Source organism: Psychrobacter sp. AOP31-B2-9, from assembly GCF_052378005.1.
Lineage (GTDB): Bacteria > Pseudomonadota > Gammaproteobacteria > Pseudomonadales > Moraxellaceae > Psychrobacter.
In genome coordinates this window covers 17,619-39,442 of the sequence record NZ_JBQSXG010000014.1, presented here as the reverse complement: position 1 = coordinate 39,442, position 21,824 = coordinate 17,619, and the positions used below count along the sequence as shown (strand labels likewise).

Annotated in this window: 20 protein-coding genes and 1 pseudogene; 12 read left to right on the top strand and 9 right to left on the bottom strand. The window is 41.4% G+C overall.

The window, feature by feature from the left end; genetic code table 11:
• The first annotated feature begins 276 nt into the window (after window positions 1-276).
• Complete coding sequence (locus ACT3SX_RS03300; RefSeq protein WP_192519443.1) at window positions 277-1,665, top strand: NAD-dependent succinate-semialdehyde dehydrogenase; 1,389 nt, start codon at window positions 277-279, stop codon at window positions 1,663-1,665.
• A gap of 47 nt (window positions 1,666-1,712) precedes the next feature.
• Here ACT3SX_RS03300 and ACT3SX_RS03295 read toward each other — a convergent pair.
• The 4 genes and pseudogenes from ACT3SX_RS03295 to purM form a co-directional block, all read right to left on the bottom strand.
• Window positions 1,713-2,096, bottom strand: a pseudogene (locus ACT3SX_RS03295) (transposase family protein); the annotation flags it as partial.
• 8 nt (window positions 2,097-2,104) lie between these two features.
• Window positions 2,105-2,569 carry a helix-turn-helix domain-containing protein gene (locus ACT3SX_RS03290; protein WP_442069583.1) on the bottom strand — a complete coding sequence of 155 codons (465 nt, stop codon included), beginning with the start codon at window positions 2,567-2,569 and terminating at the stop codon, window positions 2,105-2,107.
• A gap of 194 nt (window positions 2,570-2,763) precedes the next feature.
• The gene (gene purN / locus ACT3SX_RS03285; RefSeq protein ID WP_225739180.1) at window positions 2,764-3,465 is read right to left on the bottom strand and encodes a phosphoribosylglycinamide formyltransferase; all 702 of its coding nucleotides are present in this window, start codon (window positions 3,463-3,465) and stop codon (window positions 2,764-2,766) included.
• Window positions 3,465-4,514 (bottom strand): phosphoribosylformylglycinamidine cyclo-ligase, encoded by a 1,050-nt coding sequence (gene purM, locus ACT3SX_RS03280; protein WP_192519442.1) that lies wholly within the window; start codon window positions 4,512-4,514, stop codon window positions 3,465-3,467. The genes purN and purM overlap by 1 nt, the downstream gene beginning before the upstream one ends.
• Before the next feature lie 463 nt (window positions 4,515-4,977).
• Between purM and ACT3SX_RS03275 the strand changes: the two genes are divergently transcribed.
• The 3 genes from ACT3SX_RS03275 (at window position 4,978) to ACT3SX_RS03265 (ending at window position 7,968) form a co-directional block, all read left to right on the top strand.
• Window positions 4,978-6,084 carry an AI-2E family transporter gene (locus ACT3SX_RS03275; RefSeq protein WP_192519441.1) on the top strand — a complete coding sequence of 369 codons (1,107 nt, stop codon included), beginning with the start codon at window positions 4,978-4,980 and terminating at the stop codon, window positions 6,082-6,084.
• Window positions 6,085-6,405: 321 nt separating this feature from the next.
• Window positions 6,406-7,209 carry a DnaA regulatory inactivator Hda gene (hda, locus tag ACT3SX_RS03270; RefSeq protein ID WP_192519440.1) on the top strand — a complete coding sequence of 268 codons (804 nt, stop codon included), beginning with the start codon at window positions 6,406-6,408 and terminating at the stop codon, window positions 7,207-7,209.
• 75 nt (window positions 7,210-7,284) lie between these two features.
• On the top strand, window positions 7,285-7,968 hold the full coding sequence (locus tag ACT3SX_RS03265) for a DUF2057 family protein (protein ID WP_192519439.1): 684 nt from the start codon (window positions 7,285-7,287) through the stop codon (window positions 7,966-7,968).
• Between the two features lie 112 nt (window positions 7,969-8,080).
• On the opposite strand, the gene ACT3SX_RS03260 is transcribed toward ACT3SX_RS03265, so the two are convergent.
• Both ACT3SX_RS03260 and ACT3SX_RS03255 read right to left on the bottom strand, forming a co-directional pair.
• Window positions 8,081-8,560: a Dps family protein gene (locus ACT3SX_RS03260; protein ID WP_192519438.1), complete on the bottom strand. Its 480-nt coding sequence runs from the start codon at window positions 8,558-8,560 to the stop codon at window positions 8,081-8,083.
• 233 nt (window positions 8,561-8,793) lie between these two features.
• Window positions 8,794-9,453, bottom strand: coding sequence for a YcxB family protein (locus tag ACT3SX_RS03255; protein ID WP_192519437.1), 660 nt, complete (start codon window positions 9,451-9,453; stop codon window positions 8,794-8,796).
• Window positions 9,454-9,847: 394 nt separating this feature from the next.
• On the opposite strand from ACT3SX_RS03255, the gene serS reads away from it, so the two are divergent.
• The 8 genes from serS to ACT3SX_RS03215 all read left to right on the top strand — a co-directional run bounded on the left by serS (window position 9,848) and on the right by ACT3SX_RS03215 (window position 18,400).
• Window positions 9,848-11,134, top strand: coding sequence for a serine--tRNA ligase (gene serS, locus ACT3SX_RS03250; RefSeq protein ID WP_192992037.1), 1,287 nt, complete (start codon window positions 9,848-9,850; stop codon window positions 11,132-11,134).
• A 36-nt stretch (window positions 11,135-11,170) separates the two neighbouring features.
• Window positions 11,171-11,587, top strand: coding sequence for a hypothetical protein (locus ACT3SX_RS03245; RefSeq protein ID WP_192992038.1), 417 nt, complete (start codon window positions 11,171-11,173; stop codon window positions 11,585-11,587).
• A gap of 32 nt (window positions 11,588-11,619) precedes the next feature.
• Window positions 11,620-11,970, top strand: coding sequence for a hypothetical protein (locus tag ACT3SX_RS03240; RefSeq protein ID WP_192992039.1), 351 nt, complete (start codon window positions 11,620-11,622; stop codon window positions 11,968-11,970).
• 233 nt (window positions 11,971-12,203) lie between these two features.
• Window positions 12,204-14,201 (top strand): transketolase, encoded by a 1,998-nt coding sequence (tkt, locus tag ACT3SX_RS03235; protein WP_192992040.1) that lies wholly within the window; start codon window positions 12,204-12,206, stop codon window positions 14,199-14,201.
• A gap of 83 nt (window positions 14,202-14,284) precedes the next feature.
• Window positions 14,285-15,316 (top strand): hypothetical protein, encoded by a 1,032-nt coding sequence (locus tag ACT3SX_RS03230; protein WP_192992041.1) that lies wholly within the window; start codon window positions 14,285-14,287, stop codon window positions 15,314-15,316.
• 211 nt (window positions 15,317-15,527) lie between these two features.
• Window positions 15,528-16,898, top strand: a complete 1,371-nt coding sequence (locus ACT3SX_RS03225) for a hypothetical protein (protein ID WP_192992042.1) — start codon at window positions 15,528-15,530, stop codon at window positions 16,896-16,898.
• 40 nt (window positions 16,899-16,938) lie between these two features.
• On the top strand, window positions 16,939-18,030 hold the full coding sequence (locus ACT3SX_RS03220; RefSeq protein ID WP_192992043.1) for an NERD domain-containing protein: 1,092 nt from the start codon (window positions 16,939-16,941) through the stop codon (window positions 18,028-18,030).
• A gap of 160 nt (window positions 18,031-18,190) precedes the next feature.
• On the top strand, window positions 18,191-18,400 hold the full coding sequence (locus tag ACT3SX_RS03215; RefSeq protein ID WP_192992044.1) for a DUF2798 domain-containing protein: 210 nt from the start codon (window positions 18,191-18,193) through the stop codon (window positions 18,398-18,400).
• A gap of 34 nt (window positions 18,401-18,434) precedes the next feature.
• Here ACT3SX_RS03215 and ACT3SX_RS03210 read toward each other — a convergent pair whose 3' ends face one another.
• The 3 genes from ACT3SX_RS03210 to exaC form a co-directional block, all read right to left on the bottom strand.
• Complete coding sequence (locus tag ACT3SX_RS03210; protein WP_192992045.1) at window positions 18,435-18,761, bottom strand: DUF779 domain-containing protein; 327 nt, start codon at window positions 18,759-18,761, stop codon at window positions 18,435-18,437.
• Between the two features lie 245 nt (window positions 18,762-19,006).
• Window positions 19,007-20,035: an alcohol dehydrogenase AdhP gene (gene adhP, locus ACT3SX_RS03205; RefSeq protein ID WP_192519833.1), complete on the bottom strand. Its 1,029-nt coding sequence runs from the start codon at window positions 20,033-20,035 to the stop codon at window positions 19,007-19,009.
• Window positions 20,036-20,265: 230 nt separating this feature from the next.
• Window positions 20,266-21,792 (bottom strand): acetaldehyde dehydrogenase ExaC, encoded by a 1,527-nt coding sequence (gene exaC, locus ACT3SX_RS03200; protein WP_192519832.1) that lies wholly within the window; start codon window positions 21,790-21,792, stop codon window positions 20,266-20,268.
• Window positions 21,793-21,824 lie beyond the last annotated feature (32 nt).

The following is a 21,824-nucleotide window of genomic DNA, read 5'->3' as shown; positions in this document are numbered from 1 at the left end:
AATTCCTTTTGTTTGCTTAAATCAAAACTACTATAACACCATTATTCTATCATTAAATTAATCAACACATTATTAAAACACAGCCTAAATAAAACGAGGCGCAAGGCGTAACTTCAGCGTAGTTAATAAGTCAGCCACACTTTTAACATCTTATGAACACTTCTTTATAACTTGTAAAACTACTGGCTGAGCATTTTGTTATGGTAACTGGACGTTAAGAATAATGACAAGCTAATTCAAACCAATAATATATTTCAATAAATAAGGATAATAACCATGGCAGATATTACTACTGTGAACCCAGCGACAGGCAAAAACATTAAAGATTATAACTATATGAGTGATGGTGATGTCACTAAAATTATTGATGCATCTCATCACGCATTTTCTAAATGGCGTCTAGTTAGTACTGAAGAACGTACAAAAGTTATCAGCTCTATCGGTGACACGCTGATGAAGTACAAAGATGAATTGGCTAAGTTGATGACTGAAGAGCGTGGCAAAACACTTGAGGCCAGTTTAGGCGAAGTTGATTTATGCAAAGCTATTTGTGATTTTACTGCCAGTGAAGGCGTTGCCGCACTTGCTGAAGATGAGCGCGATATTGAAGGTATCAAAAAAGGACTGGTAAGATATGATCCTATCGGTATTATCTATGGCATCCAGCCTTGGAATTTTCCAGCTTATCAAGTTTTCCGCTATACCATCGCCAATTTGATGGCAGGTAACAGTGTTTTACTGAAACATGCATCAAACGTCACAGGCTCAGGTCTATTGATTGAAAAGATTTTGCATGAATCTGATTTACCAAATGATCTGTTCCGCACGCTAGTTATCAACCATGATCAGTCTGAGCAAGTCATCGAAAATAATAAAGTACGTGGTGTGACCTTAACAGGTAGTGATGTAGCTGGTAGAGCCGTAGCGCAGCAAGCAGCTAAAGTACTTAAAAAGACGGTTATGGAATTGGGTTCTAACGATGCCTTTATTGTATTAGAAGATGCAGACTTAGAGTTGGCAGCGACTACTTGTGCACATGCTCGCTTATACAACAATGGTGAGACGTGTATTGCGGCCAAGCGCTTTGTGGTTGTAGACAGTGTTTATGATAAATTCCGTGACTTGATTATTGAGAAGTTTAAAGGCTACACGATTGGTGATCCAATGGATGAGTCTACTGACGTAGGTCCGATGTCGAGTAGCAAGCAACGTGATGAGCTGCATGAGCAGCTACAAGAAAGTGTGAGTAAAGGTGCAACGGTTACGCTGGGTGGTGAAGTGCCTGATATGCCAGGCTCTTTTTATCCGCCAACTATCTTGGAAAACATTAAGCCAGATCAGCCTGCGTATAAAGATGAGTTATTCGGTCCAGTAGCGTCTTTAATTCGTGCTAAAGATGAAGATGACGCATTCCGTATTGCTAATGACAGTCGTTATGGACTGGGTGGTGCCATATTCTCTAAAGATGAAGATAAGGCTATCAGTTTAGCTCAAGAGCATTTTGATACTGGTATGGTCTATATCAATGGATACGATTTGGTGAGCCCAGCATTGCCATTTGGTGGTGTTAAGGATTCAGGTTATGGCCGTGAGCATGGTGGTTTTGGTATTAAAGAATTTGTAAACATCAAAGCCATTCATGTTGTTGGTCAAGCACCTGCTTAACTTTCATGTTTTATTACAAGCCTTTTAAAATAGACCTCTTGCAAAAGTCATAGGTTAAGCTCGGAATTAATGATACCAGCAAACAGCTTCATTCTAAGATCATAGCGCTGACGACGGTTGCGATATTTATGAGCCACGATTTTAAACAACTTTATTAAGCCTATTTTGTGTTCAACCACAATACGGAACTTTGCCAGATAGTGATTGGCCTGTTTGCATATCTCCAATAACTGACCACCACGAGGTTTCTTAAATGGTGTGAAGGTTTGCTTATGTAGATTTGCTATACCCTGATAACCACTGTCTGCTAGATAGTTAGTATTCTCAGGCAACCAATCAGGACAAGTATCTTTATACAGCTTAAAATCGTGGATTGACCCTTTACAGGTTTGCACATCGAGTATCAAGCCGGTTTGCCAATGGACGATAACCTGCGCTTTTAGGGTGTGTTGTTTTTTCTTGCCGCTGTAGTAGTCGCTTTGGTTTTTTTTGGACGCTCAATTGGGGTTTCGGTGGCGTCGACAATGACGACTGACCAATTGATGTCCTCATCGACACGACTGGGCAGCTTTTTAGGCAATTCAAACTTGCCAGAGTCAATCAGTGTGTCTTCTACTTTACGAATGATACGGCTAGCAGAAGACTCATGAATACCAAAGTCCATACTGATATGATAAAGCGTGCGGTATTCACGCCAATAAGTCAGGGCGAGTAGTATCTGCTCCTTAAGACTAAGCACACTTGGTCTGCCTGATTTGGTCTTAGATGCTTCATGCTCTTGCATGGCATCAAGCATGTCATAAAAGGTGGCTTTATGAATGCCAGTATAGCGTTTAAAACCAGCGTCACTTTGTTTGAGTAGCTTATCTATGTTTGGCATATCTATTAAGTAAGTAGAGTTCAATAATGTACGTTGTGTCTTACAACTACTTTTGCAAGAGGTCTAATATCCTGCTATTAATTAAGTAGCAGGGTATTTTTTTTAAGCATAAATAGCTTAAAACAACCAACTTTTACGTTGAAAGTTGTCACATAAAAAAGCAGCACAAGAGTGTCTTGTGCTGCTTTTGTGTAAAATGGATAATTATAGCCTAAAAATTAGGCATCCAACCAAAGCTTTAAAGGTAAGGCAGGTAACACAGAGGTGTTATCATTGGCTTGATTATTCAAGTTGAGTACACCGCTTGCGATAAGTTTAATCGTCCAAGGCAGTAGCTTATGTTCAAGCTTTTGCACACGTGCCTGTAAACCATCTGCCGTATCTTTTTGATTAACCTGTAACAGTGCTTGAGTCAAGACGTCTCCTGCATCTAGCTCTGCTGTCACCACGTGAATACTACAGCCATGATGACGCTCACCTGCTTGTATAGCACGCTGATGAGTATCTAAGCCTTTATAAACAGGAAGTAGAGAAGGGTGAAGGTTAATCATCGGTGCTGGTGCATTGTCGATAAATGATGCACTCAATACACGCATAAAGCCTGCTAGTACTACCAAATCAGGCTGCCATGTCGCTAGTTGCTCACTAGCATGGCTTTCAAACGTTTTGATTCCCATGCGTTTGCCGCTAGCAACGTGAGATAGTACTGCCACTGGAATATCGGCATCTTTAGCACGTGTAATGGCATAAGCATCTTCACGGTTACTAATGACACCAACGATTTCAATCGGTAGCGCACCAGCTTGCATAGCCTCTATTAGGACTTGCAAGTTGCTACCACTACCTGATACCAAGATGGCAATACGCAGTGGTTTTTTGGCTTGGCTCATGGTACTGACGGATATTGTGGATGTTGACATTAACGGTACACCACGGCGTCCGCTTCACGTGTAACCATCTCACCTAATTGCCAAGCCGTTTCGCCTGCATCGTTTAAAGTGTTAATGGCGGCTTCTGCTTTGTCTTTTGGTACGACAATCACAAAACCCACACCGCAGTTAAAGGTGCGATACATCTCACTTTGCTCGATATTACCTTGGGTTTGCAACCAGGTGAATAACTCTGAGAACTGCCAGCTGTTGGTGTCGATGCTCGCTGCTAAACTTTCAGGCAATACGCGTGGTAAGTTATCGGTCAAACCGCCACCAGTAATGTGAGACATAGCATGAAGTGCTGAGCTGCCAAGTGTATCTTGTAAGGCTTTGATGGCTTTAACATAAATGCGAGTAGGTGCCATTAGGGCATCTTGGATAGGCTGGCCATCTAACTGTTCATCGCTCGTGGTGACATCGACATCGCTTACTTCAATGACTTTACGAACTAATGAATAGCCATTTGAATGTGCGCCACTTGATGCTAGTGCAATCAGTACATCGCCTTCAGCCACATTATCACCAGTGATGACTTCGGCTTCTTCAACCACGCCTACACAGAATCCTGCTAGATCGTAATCATCATCTTGGTACATGCCTGGCATTTCAGCAGTTTCACCGCCGATAAGTGAGCAGTTTGCTAACTTACAGCCGTCACCAATACCCGTTACAACGGTAGCAGCAACATCAACGTCTAGCTTGCCTGTGGCGTAATAATCTAAAAAGAATAATGGCTCTGCACCGCATACCAATAAATCATTAACACACATGGCGACCAAATCGATACCGATAGTGTCATGACGATTGAGTTGTAAAGCCAGCTTAAGTTTTGTGCCAACACCGTCAGTACCAGATACCAATAATGGTGATGTGTAGCCAGTAGGAATGCGGCACAGTGCGCCAAAGCCACCCAAACCACCCACAACTTCGGGACGAGTAGTGGCTTTTGCCACTGATTTGATGCGCTGAACCAGTGCATCACCCGCGTCGATATCAACACCGGCATCTTTGTAGCTTAAAGAAGGCTTGTTACTCATGGTCATCTCACAAATTTTATAGGGAATGAAGGTTTGTCAGTAGAAAAGCGAGTTTGTCGTATTAATTTAATCGTATTAACTATAGATACAGTGGGCGCATTATACCCAAAAACAGCCCCTACTCGCAAAGCAACTTACGGATATTTGACTGATATTTAATGAAGAATGACATTAGGGTCTGTTTAACCTCTAAATGTGCTACTGGCAGAGGCTGCTTTTTAGACAATACGTAGCGAATTTTTAACGCCCAGTAGCCCTAATATCGGAATATTCAATAGACCCTAATGGATAAATAAAAAATTAAGCAACAAAAAATGACTGATTTTTTCTGTACTTTGCGATAATTTAACACTAAATTTATTGTCAATAACTGTTTGCTGTTATGATGTTGTGGTTCGATAAGCCATATCGAAGATTCAAGCACATTACTATTCAAATCAGCTTAAGCGTAGGATTATCCGTCATGACGAACCAACCAATAGACTTATTTTTTCGGCGCTTATTTATAGTCACCACTTTGGTAATGGTGTTGGTTTTGTTGTATTTGATGATGCCCGTTATTATACCGTTTGTTTTTGCCTTCGTACTGGCTTATTTATTCAATCCACTGGTTAAGCGTTTGTCGAAATATATCAAACGTTGGATAGCCATTCTCATTGTTTATTCGACTATTACCTTAGGGATGGTACTGTTGCTATGGTGGTTGATTCCGACATTGTGGAATCAGTTGCAAGCGGCATGGGACTACTTACCCAAGGTTTTAAATTGGTATAACGAAGTGGTACGAGAGTGGTTCACTAACAACACTCGTATGCGTCTACCAGAGCTAGAATCTAAAGGTTTTTCTGAGACATTGGTAGATTATATGCAAACGAATTATAAGTTTGCAGATGCTAGTACCATGATGAGTCACATTATCTCATCAAGCATGAACTTTATTAACAATGCAGGTCTCATTGTATTAGTACCTATTTTGACCTTTTACTTTTTATTCAATTGGGATCAGCGCTTACATACGTGGAAGATGGCGATTCCAGCTGCTTATAGTAAAAAATTCGTTCAAATTGCTCAGGAGTGTGACCAAGCATTAATGGCTTTTATTAAAGGCCAGTTGTTGGTGATGGTTCTATTGGGTGTCATTTATGCTGTGCAGTTGCAGCTTATCGGGCTAGAGCTTGGACTGATCATCGGTATGGTGGCGGGTATCGCAAGTTTTGTGCCTTATTTAGGTTTTGGTATTGGCTTTATCGCTGCTATTATTGCTTGCCTATTCCAATTTGGATTAGATTGGACCTATTTATCGTTGATTACCGGTGCGTTTTTGATTGGACAAGCTGCAGAAGGTTATATCCTACAGCCTTTGTTATTAGGTGATAAGATTGGTCTATCGCCGTTATGGGTTATTTTTTCAGTATTGGCGGGGGCAAGTTTATTAGGTTTCGTTGGCATGCTGATTGCGTTGCCTGTCTCTGCTGTACTTAACGTATTGTTCCGTCATTTATTTGCTTATTATCGTTCGACAGATTTTTATAAAGGTCACAAGCAGTTAACCCTTTTTGAAAAGAAATAAATCATTTATCTTTAAAGTAATGTGGTTATCACAAATTGGCAGTAGAATTGTGAGAAGGATAAAAAAGGGTTAATCAGGCTTAATAGGTAAAAGACTTGTCAGTCATTTTGCAAATATGTTATATATAGGCGCAGTGTTGACAGTATCAGCAGTCAGTTGTACATAAGGTTTGTCTCAATAAAGCAATCTTGCGATATACTGATGCTATAAAAGACAACATGCTAATATTGTAAGTTAGTATGAAGCGGTATCAGTACTACTCTCATATAGTTAGTGATTAATAATTTTTATATTGCGTTACGCAAAACGAGTTGATGATTCATGGCAGAAGCACAGCTAAGTCTCAATCTGGACATTAAGCATGATGCAAGTCTAAGTGACTTTGCCGGTCCTGGTTGGATGTCGATTATTGATGCAGTGCGGCAGCTACATGTCGGCCTGATTGGTCAGCTGTATCTATTTGGTAGCCCTGCTACTGGTAAGTCTCATTTGCTATCTGCGATTTGTGAGTCGTTCATTGAGATGGATAAGTCAGCTATTTGCCTATCACTTAATGAGTTGATTCATGCTGATGTGCATGTGCTGTCCTCTTTGGAGAATTTTGATCTCATTGCTATCGATGATTTAGAAGTGCTTGAGCAGAGTAGTCAGTGGCAAGAAGCCTTGTTTCATCTGATTAATCGGAGCCGGGAAGGACAGCGTCAGTTATTGTTTGCCGCCAATAAGCCTGCAGGGGAGTTACCTTTTCAGCTGAGAGATTTATTGACCCGTTTAGCGCAGTCTCCTACGTTTAAAGTACCTAATGGGCATGATTTAGCAGATCGTCAGGCATTGTTGCAGTCTATTTTACGTCGACGCGGTTGGCAATTTGATGATCGCATACTCGACTATTTGCTCACAGAAGGACCACACCGTATTGGGGCAATGATGGACGTGCTTAATTACATTCAGCCAATGTTCTCTAATCTAGGGCGTAATAACATATCTAAAGCCGTCATCAGTGATGCGCTGCGTACTATCGATGAGCAAACGCTTGCAGCAGAGCTGGCTGATATTGCCCAAGAGACCCAAGTTGATAATGACGCGGCAGATCAGGACCAACATACGATGCCATTTGATTTTTAGTATTGAGAGTCCGATGGTTTTATCTACAATACATTTACTATGTCCAAAACGTTTTTACTATTAATGGAACCTGTTATGAAACTGAATAATGCTTTGCTAAAAAAACTGGCTATCAGCACGCTGCTTATTGGGGCAAGCTCTATCCCTATGCTGTCACAGGCAGACGTCACTTTATTGGTGGACGATCATATTAAAGTCACTGCAATTAATGGACAAGAAGTCAAACAGAGTGCCTTTCAGCCACTAACAAAACAATTTACACTGGCACCAGGACAACATGCGATTACTGCTAAATATGATCGTTTGTATGACTTACGCCGTGATGAGCATGACTATCTACGTTCAGGTAATGTCAGTGTGACGGCACAGTTGGCTGACAATCAAACCTATCGTTTAACCATGCCAAATCAGCCAGAAGATTATACTGCGGCTAAAGAATATGCCAAAAGTCCAACATTGGCTGTGCAGCAAGATGATGTCGTGATCGCTAGTCAGCAAAGTATGAGTAATAATCAAGGTGGGTTGTTTTCAGGTTTAGGTAAAGCCATTGGTGGTGTGTTCAGCGGTAGCGGTGATGCTGAGTTGCAGAACCAACAGACTATTGCAGCATTGAATCAACCGTCTGTATCAACTCAAAGTACGGTACAGCAAGGTACTAGTGTAGATAATTCTCGCAGTACTTTAGACCAGTTTATGCAAATATGGTTGCAAGCTACGCCTGCGGAACGTGAAAAAATGAGCCAGTGGATTCAACAATAGATCGTTATTTTTATAAAGCATTAATTGTTTTTATAAAGCATTAATAGTAAAAAAGCACCTACTTGTTAGTAGGTGCTTTTTTATATATCAATGATATTTGAGCTTGTGGTTATTAACCCAAAAATGCGTTGTACATCCATATTAGCTTTTCTTGCTCTTGTACATAGGCATCTACAAGATCAGCTGATCCTTGGTCATCGCTTTCAGCAGCCAGTGCTGATACTTGACGCTGCTCTTGAATAAGCTCTTGTAAGCCTGTTACCACGCCTTTCACACAAGTGGTACCATCGCTGACATTTTTGTCTTCGCTAATACCTGTAAGCTTAGCAAACTCACTATAAGCATGTAGTGGTGTACCACCTAATGTTAAGATGCGTTCAGCAATTTCGTCAATTTGTAGTTGTAGCGCTGTATATAGCTCTTCAAATTGAGGGTGTAGGGTGAAGAAGTGCTCACCTTTTACATTCCAGTGATAGCCACGGACGTTGATATAAAACATGTGGTAGCTTGACAATAGACCGTTTAGTTTAGCAATGATTTCGCTCATGTCTGCTTGTTCTAGGCCGATTTGGTTAGTTGCATTGTTACTCATAATATTATCCTTGTAGTGTGAGTGTTGATGTAAAAAATGGATGAATCAATTTACGTTGTAATTAAAAAATACTTATATAAATTATAGACTCTACAACCTCTTTTTCTGTCTATTATAATAACAAAGCATTGTCGACAAGTTAAGTTGAATAAATGCAATAATACTATTGGTTTTATAAAAAGAGAAAGCCTTATTACCGCTTAGTTTATCGTGAGAATAAGGCTTGTGGCTTATTATGCTGGCGGCTGCAGGTTTTCAGGGTTTAAGCCTTTAACAGCAATAACTTCTTGCAAATGTTGGCGAACTGTATCAATTGGAAACTTCTGTGCTTGCAGACGTTTAGGTACGATTTGGCTGCCTTGTTGACCTTTCATTTCAAACATCATAAAGATATAGTCATCAGTTTCGTCCCAACTTTTAACAGCAGTCCATGGAATCACGGCTTGTTGGGTAGTGCCAGGTCGCATCTGCATACCGCGCATTTGGTTAGAGTTAAACATGTCAGGCTGATTGACTGGCATGGCCATGACCAAGCCATGTTTTTGTACACCTAATTTCATCTGGCGCATCTCATCTGGCATTTCTTGATCAGCCACTTGTTTTTCAAACTCTCTTTTTACGTACCATTGAAAACCAAGCGTACGAGCCAGTAGGTAAATTACGACTGACACCAACATCAGCCAAAAAATAATGGTTGAATAACCTGTCACAAAGACTAACCCTACGATCGCTAATATCACGACTATTGCCATGATAATCCATTCTTTCATTTTGATGCTTTTTAGACCAAAAGAGGGGCTGGCACTGGCAAATAGTTCGTACTGTGCTTGGTGGAATTCCGCCTCGGTTAAGTTTAAGGCGACAGGTTGCAGCGTGTAGGGGTACAGGGCCATAGAGGTTTCTCAAATACTTGTATTAAAAGTGTTAGGTTTAAATCACCAAAGTGCAGCGGTGATGCCGCACTTGGCTGAAAGTGGAAAAAGATATGTACTTATCTTACCGAAAAGCGCTCTTAAATGAAACATATAAGCAAGCTGTTTACAGATAGTTGCTATATTATTGCGATTCAGCCGTATTATGATGGTTTGTTGAATGTCAGAGCTGGTAATCAAGTTAAAATAGTGTGTGATAAATCCTAGTGGCAATGGCTGAAAGTATCGTCAAGACATGGTCAAATGTGATGGGTCTTGGTATTATAGCGACTATAAATTATTTTGATAAAAACAGTATTGTTAAAAATAACATTTTTAAACCTCTTATTCACTTTTAGCGTTACAGGCAACTACTATGATTGATCCGAAACTCTTACGCGGCGATTTAAGCGATTTACAACAACAACTAGCCACACGTGGCTATGAGCTTGATATGGATTTTTGGCAAGCAATTGAGTCTGAACGTAAGTCACTACAGGTGAAAACTGAAGAGCTGCAATCACGTCGTAATGCTGGTGCTAAGCAGGTGGGTGCGCTAAAAAAATCAGGCGAAGATGCCAGCGAGCTATTGGCTGAAATGCAGAGTGTTAGCGGTGAGATTAAAGCCGCTGAAGACGAACTACGTACTTTACAGGAACGTATCACCCAAGCTGCTTTACAGATTCCAAATATTCCGGCAGCGGATGTGCCCGTCGGTACGTCAGAGGACGATAACGTAGAAGTCCGTAAATGGGGTACGCCGCGCGCGTTTGATTTTGATATTCAAGATCATACTTATATCGGTGAGACGCTTGGTATGCTTGACTTTGAGGCGGCAACAAAACTGACTGGTAGCCGTTTTAATGTGTTAAAAGGGCAGCTTGCACAAATGCACCGTGCTTTGATTCAGTTCATGCTGAATACTCATACTATTAAGTATGGCTATACTGAGACGTATGTACCTTATATTGTCAATTCTGACAGCCTAAAGGGTACGGGTCAGCTGCCGAAGTTTGAAGACGATTTGTTTAAATTGACCAATCATACTAATAATGACGAGATGGATTTTTATTTGATTCCAACCGCTGAAGTGCCTATGACCAACTTGGTACGTGGTGAGCGTTTGGACATCAGTGAATTGCCGCTTAAGTTTACCGCGCACACGCCATGTTTCCGTAGTGAAGCTGGCTCTCATGGTCGTGATACCCGTGGCTTGATTCGTCAGCATCAGTTTGAAAAAGTTGAGATGGTCAATATTGCTACCGCTGAGCAGTCTGATGAGTTGCTAGAGGCCATGACTGGACAAGCTGAATATGTCTTGCAGCAGCTTAATCTGCCATATCGTACGGTTAAGTTATGTACCGGTGATATGGGCTTTGCAGCGCAAAAGACTTATGACATCGAAGTATGGTTACCGAGCCAAGACACCTATCGTGAAATCTCTAGCTGTTCTAACTGCGGTGACTTCCAAGCGCGCCGTATGGGTACGCGTGTCAAAGACGGTAAAAAAACCACACTGGCACACACGCTAAATGGCTCAGGTTTGGCAGTTGGTCGTACGCTACTAGCCGTCATGGAAAATCATCAAAACGCTGACGGTAGTATCACTATTCCAGAAGTATTGCGTCCGTTTATGGGCGGTGCTGAGACTATTTCGGTTTAATATATGATTCACCATATAGCTCAATAAGGATAGATAGTGGCATTGTACGCAGATGGTTTGGGTCAATATCAGAATGAGTACGATGCCCTGTGGCAAAGCCTTGTGCCTAAGAGCGGTCAAGCTGATACGCTTCAAGGTGAACTCGTTCGTTTGATCGGTCGGTTGGCTAGCGAGTATTATCGAAATGGCAATATGAATTGGAGTGATGACTTTAGCAACATGGCTAAGTGCCTTGAGACTGAATTAAGCCAACACTTTAAGCACTTGTCGGACCAACAAGCCATTCAGGTATATCTGTATCAGATCGTTAAAAATGGCGAGACAGGTATCTGCTATTACCTAGATGGTGAAGATATATACGATAAAATAACGGATTATGTCGTGACGCTCTGCCAACAAAATGAGGTTGCTGTGCTCAATCACTGCCCAGCGACTTATCATTACTCCTACTAATTTAGGTGACTCTTCTATTAGGTGATGCTTCTATGACACAGTTTTATTTAAGAACTGCAAATGATGAGCTAGCAACATTCGATTGGGATTCTATAAAACGTTATATTATGGATTTGCCTTATTCAAATGAAGAGCATATCGTCTTAGGCAGCTTGCTTGAGGATAATAGTTATATCCAGACTCGTATTAATGTAGAAACTTATCGCACAGATGGGCTCTATGATTTAGAAGTGCGACTTCCTGTTGAAAGTGGGTTTCAGCATTATCAGTGCTGCACCAACGATACGTGCCAAGTCATCAATGACTTTTATTTGTTTTATACCGACCAGTTGGTAGATGTCAGCCTATATCAAGATATAACCGCTGAATTTGATGGATATTGACTTGAATATACATATCACGATTACTATATAACATTACCAATGCTCTTCATGATATGCATGAAAAGTGACTGGTAATGCACTTAATTGTCATAGCATTTCTTAGCTAGCCTTATAGCAAATATGTTAATATTACACTTTAATTTTATAGTCTATAACTTAGGGGCGCATTTGGCGTCCTTATGCTTATACTCCTTTGAGTAAACTCTCCTCTTAGCCCAATACTAGGACACTCTATGCCAGCTCCAATTAGCGAACGTAAATTAGCCAATGCCATCCGTGTACTGTCGTTTGATGCGGTTCAAAAAGCCAACTCTGGACATCCAGGCGCGCCAATGGGTATGGCTGATATTGCCGAAGTTTTGTGGCGCAAATTTTTGAAGCACAACCCAACCGATCCACAGTGGCACAACCGCGACCGTTTTGTATTATCGAATGGTCATGGCTCAATGCTTATTTATTCATTACTACATTTATCAGGTTATGATGTCAGCGTTGATGATCTAAAAGGCTTCCGCCAGTTGCATTCAAAAACCCCAGGTCACCCTGAGCTTGGCTATACACCAGGTGTGGAGACGACGACTGGTCCACTAGGTCAAGGTATTGCCAATGCCGTTGGTTTTGCTATCGCTGAAAAAACCTTAGCCGCGCAGTTCAACCGCGAAGGTCATAACGTCGTTGACCATAACACCTATGCATTCTTAGGCGATGGTTGCTTGATGGAAGGTATCAGTCATGAAGTGTGTTCACTGGCTGGCACGTTAGGTCTTGGTAAGCTAGTCTTCTTTTATGATGACAATGGTATCTCAATCGATGGTAACGTAGAAGGCTGGTTTACAGATGATACGCAAGCGCGTTTTGAGTCGTACGGCTGGCAAGTTATCAAGGTCGACGGTCATGATGCTGATGCGATTACGCAAGCAACTGAACAAGCGCTTGCAGAGACTGCTAAGCCAAGTCTCATCATTTGTAAAACAACTATCGGTGCTGGTAGCCCGAATAAGCAAGGCCTAGCAGCCAGTCATGGTGCACCACTTGGTGACGACGAAATCGCCTTGACCCGTGATGCATTGTCTTGGAAGCATGCTCCGTTTGAATTAGATGATGAAATCTATGAAGCGTGGGATGCCAAAGCCAAAGGCGACGTACAGCAAAAGAACTGGGACGCTGACTTTGAAGCGTATAAAAAAGCCTATCCAGAACTAGCAGCAGAATTGTTACGCCGTTTAAATGGCGACTTACCAGCTGACTTTGCTAGTCAAGCACAAGACTACATTCAGCAAACGCAAGAAGCGGGCGGTGATGTTGCTAGTCGTAAAGCCAGCCAAAACGCCATTAATAGCTTGCAGCCATTATTACCAGAATTGCTAGGCGGCTCAGCGGATCTAGCAGGCTCAAACCTCACGCTGTTTAAAGGTGCTAAAGGCATCGAAAAAGATGCTGATGGCAACTATATCTATTACGGCGTACGTGAGTTCGGTATGACCGCGATTGCCAATGGTATCGCACTACATGGCGGATTTATCCCTTACGTAGCCACGTTCCTAATGTTTATGGAATACGCACGTAACGCGGTACGCATGGGCGCACTCATGAAGCAGCGCGTCATCCATGTCTATACGCATGACTCTATCGGTCTGGGTGAAGATGGCCCAACGCATCAGCCAGTTGAGCAATTGACTAGCCTACGTACCACGCCAAACCTACGCACATGGCGTCCGTGTGATGCAACTGAATCGGCAAGCGCTTGGGTAGAAGCAATCAAGTCTGAAAACAACCCGTCTGCATTGATCTTTAGCCGTCAAAGCTTGCCACATCAAGCACGTGATAATGAGCAAGTAGCGAACATCACCAAAGGCGGTTATGTACTTGCGAAAGAGCAAGGCGAGCTACAAGCCATCATCATCGCCACTGGTTCAGAAGTTAGCCTTGCGATGGAAGCGTATGAAACGTTGAGCGCAAATGGTGTTGGCGTCCGTGTAGTGTCTATGCCATGTGCAGAAATCTTTGTAGAGCAAGATGCTAACTATCGCGAAGCGGTATTGCCTGCCAATATCCGTGCTCGCGTCGCAGTGGAAGCCGCTCATGTAGATTACTGGTATAAGTTCGTTGGTCTAGATGGCAAAGTCATCGGTATGACCACTTATGGCGAGTCTGCGCCTGCCAGTGACTTGTATAAAGAGTTCGGTATTACGACTAACGCTGTGGTGGAAGCGGTAAATAGTTTGGTGTAATTTTTTACTAAGAGCAGTTCCTTAAGACAGCACATATAAGATAGACTGAATGCGTTCGGTCTATCTTTTTTTTGGATAAAATTATGAGTGTGGCTTTATATCTCGACTTAGCAAATTATGAAGGGAAAGATGTTTATCAAGAGTTACTCATTGGCTATATTGAGGATATTAGGCGCATACTAAAAGACTGCGAGGCTTTAAAAAAGTATGATGCTAATTTAACTAAAGCAATATCTACAGATATGGAAGAGCCTATAAAGAATACAGAAGATGGTCTACTTAAATCAGTATTTACTAAATTGAGTATTAAAAATAATAAGCTAAACCTTGCTTCCGTAAAACAGTGCATAGAAGAATGTAATGGGTTTAGCACTCATGAGGTGCTATCTTCAAACCGGTTTGAAGAACTAAATTTTAAACTATGGGATTTGTTTGCTCTCAGCGTCTGTAATGATCATCTATTATGTTTATTGAATCGAGGCGAATTGACAGTAGCTGAATATAGTTCTTTTTTTACAAATATAGGGATGCAAGTTTCATCTGTAGCCCAACCTTACTATCATCCCTTTTACCATGAAATATATTATGTTGATGATGTAGTAACAGTAGGTGAGCATGAGCAAATAGTTATCAAAGACCAGTTGTATCCGACTATTATGTTTGGTGAATTACAGTTTTCGAGGGGTGGAGTAAGTGTCTATAGCCATCCATGTGTAGATAAATCCTTGGCTGAAAAAAGCGATATGTATTTCACCAACCATAGAGATAACCGATTATGTCATGACTTATCTCATGGTTGGGGACATAATTCGCGCTGGCGAACAGACTTTGTCAGAAATTACGAGACAGAAAAAGAATGGAAATTCAACGTAGATGGAGAAGTAGATCTTTCAAGTACTGAAAGCTACAAACAACATTATCAGCAGTATAATGATGAGATACCAGTATCGGTATCAGCTGCGAAAGAGTTATTAGTTAATCGATGTTTTATACATAAAAATAGTATTCCACAAGAAATACAATCAGACTTATTCCCTTATGATTGGCATATAGACATTGCTAAAGATAATTTTAATTATGTGCAATGGAAGAAAAGAGATTTAGTAGACAGGTAGTCATCGGTAGCTAACTATTAAACGACATAAACTAAAATTCAATATTTTCTAAGACGATAAAATCATGACAAGTTGCACGACTTCTATTAACTCGCAAAAGCCATTCCTTACGTCTAATCAACCGACTGTTGAAACAGTAAACGTGCTCTTAACGTTAGATGATTTCTTTTCTGACATGTCAAAAAAGTTGAGTTCTAATGAGTTAGATGATTTGACCAAGCGTCATGACTTTATATATGAAAAAGAGCTTCGTGACTGTAATCTTGATTATTCACTAAATAGTCTCAAGCGAATTGATGAGTGGTTGCTAACGGTTAAAACAAGACTACCTGACTTTACAGAGTATCGAATTTTTTCTTCAGAATACCCGCTGCACAATAGCTCGACTATTGAGATATTGAGCTACTATTTAGGTGAAATCATTGGACGAGCTCGTAGAGAAGCCCCAGTTTGGTACCCTGATGCAAGCGATCATTGTATAGGGGATCAGACCGCACTGACTGAAAACATGTTTGTCGAGTTTGATAGTGATATCCAAGATTTATGTGATTTTTTCGTTCCTAAGCAAGTGATTTACCAAGCATTGATAATAGCTAGTGATGATGGGGTATTACAAGACCAAACAATTTGGCAAAGTGTGTTGGAGCTAGTTCCATCTACTATATTAAGAAATACTGATTTCAACCAGCCTTTGCCACCCGTACCCACTATGGAGTTGAAGTTTGATAGGGAGATTGAATTTGCTAATTTAGATCGAGCGGATTTAGCTTACTTACAAATGATGCCTCCAAAATGGATGAAAGACGACGTCTTGTATGAACAAATGAACCAATTGTCTAAGCTATATAAAACAGGCAAAGTAGTATGGGCTCATGTCGTCCAAGCAAATAAAATGCTATGGTCTTTTGATCAGACATACTCTTGTCCTGCTGAAGTATTATACGATCCAACAGGGCGAACACCAGTTTCTTATCTAGCAGAAATTGCACATGAACTTTATACTTTTAAAAATAACATTCCTGATACGGATGATATAGAAATATTAAAGTATGCCGAGCACATAACTGACGAACATACTAGAATGCTTGGTTTTGACATCCCTAATAGCATTACGCCTTTACCACTAAAGTCTACCGGTATGTTCGTTTGGCGATTACATTTACCCAATGGTATTTTGCAAAGCTCATTTCCTATTTTAATCAGTGATGAAACAGCTGAGGTTACTGTACTTCCCGCCAAGTTTTGGGACCCAGCTTATTATGATGAATGGATTCAAGACAGTTATTTTGAAGAAGATATGTATTACGGCGTACGAAAATTTTATGAGAGTGATAATCCTTGGAAAGGGTATGAGAAGCACCTTCGGCCACAAGTGACTGAGCTTATTGATGATATTCCAAGCTTAGCTAATAAAGCATCTTTTAACAGTTATAAGCCTACTTCAACCGATATGGACTTCGTTACAGAATCGATTCAACAGAATTTTGCAGAAGCAAAACAAGAAAGTACAAGCTTCATAAAAATTGTCATTGGCGTAATCATATTTATAAATATTTTATATGTGCTCAAATCTTTTGTTTAGTAGATGTCAGCCTATTGGGCTATTCTTTGAGAAATTCATTATGTCCCTAAAATCCACCTTTAAAGGCTTCATCGGCGAGACCGTCATCAACGTCGCTATGTGGCTAAAACTAGACAAAAATGTCTATCAACGCCTAAACAATGTCACTTTACCATTAGCCAATGGTGGCAGCACCCAAATTGACCATATTATCGTCTCCGTATACGGTATCTTCGTCATCGAAACCAAAAACTACAAAGGCTGGATATATGGTAGGGAGGCACAAAAACAGTGGACACAATCTTTCCCAAATGGCAGTAAATTCAAATTCCAAAACCCATTGCGCCAAAACTACTTGCACATCAAGACGCTTGCAGATTTATTAGGTTTAGAGCTTAGCTACTTTCATTCGATGATTGCTTTCATCGGGGAGTGCGAATTAAAAACCCGTGATGAATTACCTGAGCACGTATTGACGAGTGGTATGGCGTCTTATGTGAAGAAAAAACAAGATAAGATACTGACTGAAGACGAGGTCAAATCCATCGTTGAGCAGATTGATAGCAACAGATTTAGTAAATCTTGGCGCACCAACAGAGAGCATAAAGCCTACCTAAAAGACAAGCATAGCAATCCAAGCAAGAATAAAAATCAGCAGCCTAGTGGTAACGCTACTGATAAATCAGTGGCTCAACCTACCAATAAGCCCACACCGAAGCCAATCGTAAAAGAAACCGCTAAACGAGCCACGCTAAAAAGCAAAGAAGTGCTGCGATGGTCTGGTCAAACTGAGGTTGAATCTAGTGAGCTGCCAATTGAGCGTCTAAATACTCAGCAGGCAAGTGCGACACATGTCAGTATATCGCATAATATGGCTGATAAGGTGTTTCTCACACCGTTTGAGGTTGTAGATTCTGAGTTATCGGGCAATGATTTTAAGATAGCTGAATGTGAGGTTATCAAGTCTAATATTACTAATCTCAAAACAACGGAAAAAACCCTTGGTACGGTTGTTACCGAGCAAATACCTACCTGTCCAAAATGCCAGGGAGAAATGGTCAAACGTGTTGTCAAAAAGGGCGCACGGCTTGGTCAGACATTTTATGGTTGTAGTCAATTTCCCAAATGCCGCGGTGTGGTGAATATTGATTAACAAATAGATTTAGAAAAGCATAGTCCTAAGTAATCAATCATTACATTCAGTTTTTCTAAATTCATATACAATATATTTTTATATATAATATGATTATATAGGGTTAATTGGTGATAAGAACCTATTTCATAGAATATTACATTGAATTTATAGGAATATTATGAACTTCAAATTTAGAGTGGTTAACACAGCAATAATGTCTGTATTGCTCTCATTTATGATGACCATGTTTATTACATTTATAAATTTGGGTTGGTCAGATACCTTTTTTACAAACTTTTTAAATGCATGGAAGATTGCATTGCCAGCGGCTTTCGTGGCTGTTTTAATCATCGGTCAGCCTGTGCAAAAGCTGACAAAAAACTACTAGGAACATAAGACGGCGGCTGGCATCACTTATAAAATTAAATCTTGCACACTTCTGAGCGCACGATAAAACGTTTGCCTTCTGGTATTTCTAGTGAAAAGCTGGCGCCACGTCCGTTAACCACATCAATGGTCAAATCCGTGTTTTGCCATAATGTATGCTGTGCTTTGCCCATATAAAATGGACAACCAGCAATCTCGCCGATTAATACATCCTGATCACCTACCTTAAATTCACCTAGCGGATAGCACATGGGGGAGCTACCATCACAGCAGCCACCTGATTGATGAAACATCAGCTCACCGTGTTTAGATTTAAGTAATTTGATTAATTCGATACAGGCTTCTGTCGCTTCGACTTTCATGATGATTTCCTTATCATTAAAATACAGTTGTAAAAGACGTTTTATTTGAAGTATTGGAGAGAGGCGTGCTAGCTCACGATCATACTGAGCGAGAATATAAAAAGTCGTATCATCTACACTCACATCATTTATAGCATGCGAATGAAGACGATACGACTGATGGCTTATGATTACATGTGTGATTTATAGTCGCATCATCTTGAATCGATCATGTTGAGACAAAGTCAACATATCACGAGCAACAATTACAGACTATAATCAATGACAATACGACCTTCGATCTTGCCATTACGCATACGATCAAAGATGTCGTTGATGTTTTCTAGTGGTTCTGCTGCCACAGTCGCTCTGACCTTTCCTGCCGCTGCCATATCTAGCGATTCCTGTAAGTCCAAACGTGTACCCACGATAGAGCCGCGAATAGTGATGCCGTTTAGTACGGTGTCAAAGATAGAGACTGGGAAGTCGCCTGTTGGTAAGCCGTTAAAGACGACTGTGCCTCCACGTCTGACCATGCTGATTGCTTGATCAAAAGCGATAGAAGATACGGCTGTTACTAGGACACCATGAGCGCCACCGATTTCTTCTTTTAGGTACTCGCCTGGATCGGTGTTTTTTGCATTAACAGTAATGGTTGCGCCCAGTTTTTTAGCAAATTCAAGTTTCTCGTCGTCAATATCGACAGCGGCAACGTTTAGTCCCATGGCGATAGCGTACTGAACTGCCATATGGCCAAGTCCACCGATACCAGAGATAACGACCCAGTCGCCAGGCTTGGCTTCAGTCATTTTTAGACCTTTATAGACGGTAACACCAGCACAAAGTACAGGGGCAATTTCTATCGAGTCTACGCTTTCAGGGATGATGCCGACATAGTTAGCATTAGCCAATACATACTCTGAAAAACTACCATTGACTGAGTAGCCAGCGTTTTGTTGGCTCTCGCATAGCGTTTCCCAACCGCCCAAACAATGAGTACAGTGGCCACAAGCAGAGTAGAGCCAAGGCACACCAACGCGATCGCCTTCTTTAACATGGGTGACACCTTCGCCAACGGCAGTGATTAGGCCAACGCCTTCATGCCCAGGGATAAACGGCGGACTGGGTTTGACTGGCCAATCGCCTTCAACGGCATGTAAGTCAGTATGGCAGACACCTGATGCTTGCATTTTGACCACAATCTCACCAGCACCTGGCGTTGGGATATCAACTTCTTCGATTTGCAGAGGTTGGTGAAACTCATGCAGTACGGCGGCTTTCATTTTATTAGTCATGTTATTATTCCTTGTTATAAGTCTTAATGTAGTCAGTCGTCTATAAATTGGATACGGTGTCAGTATCGCTTAGCCTACTACTTGTAGTACTTTCATGCGCCTTTCTCATATCTAAACTAAAGTGAAGCGACTATTGCTACTATATGAAAGTGCTCTATAAGCACTCCTAACACACTTTGCAACCTCGGTTGCAAAGCGCTTGACGCTTGTATTAAAAGTTCAAGGTGCGTTTAGAAGAATCCCATTTTTTTAGGATCGTAAGATACCAGCATGTTTTTGGTTTGCTGATAATGATCAAGCATCATCAGATGGTTTTCGCGGCCAATACCAGATTGCTTATAGCCACCGAACGCAGAGTGAGCAGGATAGATATGATAACAATTGGTCCAGACGCGACCAGCTTGGATGCCACGGCCGAAACGGTAGGCTTTATGTACGCTGCGAGTCCACACGCCAGCACCTAAACCATATAAAGTGTCGTTGGCAATTTTCATTGCCTCTTCGTCATCTTTAAAAGTGGTCACAGCAAGCACAGGTCCAAAAATTTCTTCTTGGAATACACGCATATCGTTTGTGCCTTCAAAGATAGTAGGCTGCACATAATAACCATCTGCGATATCGCCATCATGTTTGGCTTGATCACCACCGACCAGCACTTTAGCACCTTCTTGCTTACCGATATCTAGATACGACAGGATTTTTTCTAGTTGATCTGAGCTTGCTTGTGCTCCAATCATAGTATCAGTATCTAATGGATTGCCCATTTTGATGGCTTCAACACGAGCGACACAGCGTTTGATAAATTCGTCATAGATGCTTTCATGTACCAGCGCACGTGATGGACAGGTACAGACTTCACCTTGGTTCAGCGCAAACATTACCAAGCCTTCAACTGCTTTGTCTAAGAAATCATCATCTTCATCCATGATGTCAGCGAAGAAGATGTTTGGACTCTTACCACCCAGCTCCAAGGTCACAGGAATGATGTTTTCACTGGCATACTGCATGATAAGACGACCAGTCGTGGTTTCACCTGTAAAGGCTACTTTATTGATACGAGGGTTGGAGGCTAATGGCTTACCAGCTTCGACACCAAAGCCATTGACCACGTTCAATACGCCTTTAGGTAAGATGTCAGCAGCACCGATAATCTCTAGCATATATAGAATAGAAGCAGGGGTTTGTTCAGCAGGTTTTAGAACCACACAGTTACCCGCAGCAAGTGCAGGTGCCAGTTTCCAAACAGCCATTAAGATAGGAAAGTTCCAAGGAATAATTTGACCGACAACGCCTAGTGGCTCATGAAAATGATAGGCAACGGTGTCATCATCAATTTGACTGATGCCGCCTTCTTGAGCGCGAATCGCACTGGCAAAATAACGGAAATGATCAACCGCTAGCGGGATATCGGCTGCCAGTGTCTCACGAACGGGTTTGCCATTTTCATAGCACTCTGCAATGGCGATCGACTCAAGATTGGCTTCCATCTTATCAGCGATTTTGAGTAGTAGATTGGCACGTTCAGTGACGCTGGTTTTGCCCCAAGCGTCTTTTGCAGCATGGGCCGCGTCTAACGCCTTTTCGATATCTGCTGGTTTTGAGCGGGCGACTTGGCAAATGACCTTTCCATCGACGGGACTGGTGTTGTCAAAGTATTCACCATCAACGGGTGCGACCCACTCGCCATTGATGAAGTTATCGTATTTTTCGCGGAATTGGACTTGGCTTTTTTCGGTATTTGGATTTGGGTATAACATTTATTGCTCCTTGTTGTTTTATTTAAAAGGCA

Coding starts and splice junctions, on each gene's coding strand:
- tkt (WP_192992040.1), top strand. CDS start 12,204: ATGCCAGCTCCAATTAGCGAACGTAAATTAGCCAATGCCATCCGTGTA.
- ACT3SX_RS03210 (WP_192992045.1), bottom strand. CDS start 18,761: ATGAAAGTCGAAGCGACAGAAGCCTGTATCGAATTAATCAAATTACTT.
- purN (WP_225739180.1), bottom strand. CDS start 3,465: ATGTCAACATCCACAATATCCGTCAGTACCATGAGCCAAGCCAAAAAA.
- ACT3SX_RS03215 (WP_192992044.1), top strand. CDS start 18,191: ATGAACTTCAAATTTAGAGTGGTTAACACAGCAATAATGTCTGTATTG.
- purM (WP_192519442.1), bottom strand. CDS start 4,514: ATGAGTAACAAGCCTTCTTTAAGCTACAAAGATGCCGGTGTTGATATC.
- ACT3SX_RS03255 (WP_192519437.1), bottom strand. CDS start 9,453: ATGGCCCTGTACCCCTACACGCTGCAACCTGTCGCCTTAAACTTAACC.
- ACT3SX_RS03260 (WP_192519438.1), bottom strand. CDS start 8,560: ATGAGTAACAATGCAACTAACCAAATCGGCCTAGAACAAGCAGACATG.
- ACT3SX_RS03265 (WP_192519439.1), top strand. CDS start 7,285: ATGAAACTGAATAATGCTTTGCTAAAAAAACTGGCTATCAGCACGCTG.
- hda (WP_192519440.1), top strand. CDS start 6,406: ATGGCAGAAGCACAGCTAAGTCTCAATCTGGACATTAAGCATGATGCA.
- adhP (WP_192519833.1), bottom strand. CDS start 20,035: ATGACTAATAAAATGAAAGCCGCCGTACTGCATGAGTTTCACCAACCT.
- ACT3SX_RS03220 (WP_192992043.1), top strand. CDS start 16,939: ATGTCCCTAAAATCCACCTTTAAAGGCTTCATCGGCGAGACCGTCATC.
- ACT3SX_RS03275 (WP_192519441.1), top strand. CDS start 4,978: ATGACGAACCAACCAATAGACTTATTTTTTCGGCGCTTATTTATAGTC.
- ACT3SX_RS03230 (WP_192992041.1), top strand. CDS start 14,285: ATGAGTGTGGCTTTATATCTCGACTTAGCAAATTATGAAGGGAAAGAT.
- ACT3SX_RS03240 (WP_192992039.1), top strand. CDS start 11,620: ATGACACAGTTTTATTTAAGAACTGCAAATGATGAGCTAGCAACATTC.
- serS (WP_192992037.1), top strand. CDS start 9,848: ATGATTGATCCGAAACTCTTACGCGGCGATTTAAGCGATTTACAACAA.
- ACT3SX_RS03300 (WP_192519443.1), top strand. CDS start 277: ATGGCAGATATTACTACTGTGAACCCAGCGACAGGCAAAAACATTAAA.
- exaC (WP_192519832.1), bottom strand. CDS start 21,792: ATGTTATACCCAAATCCAAATACCGAAAAAAGCCAAGTCCAATTCCGC.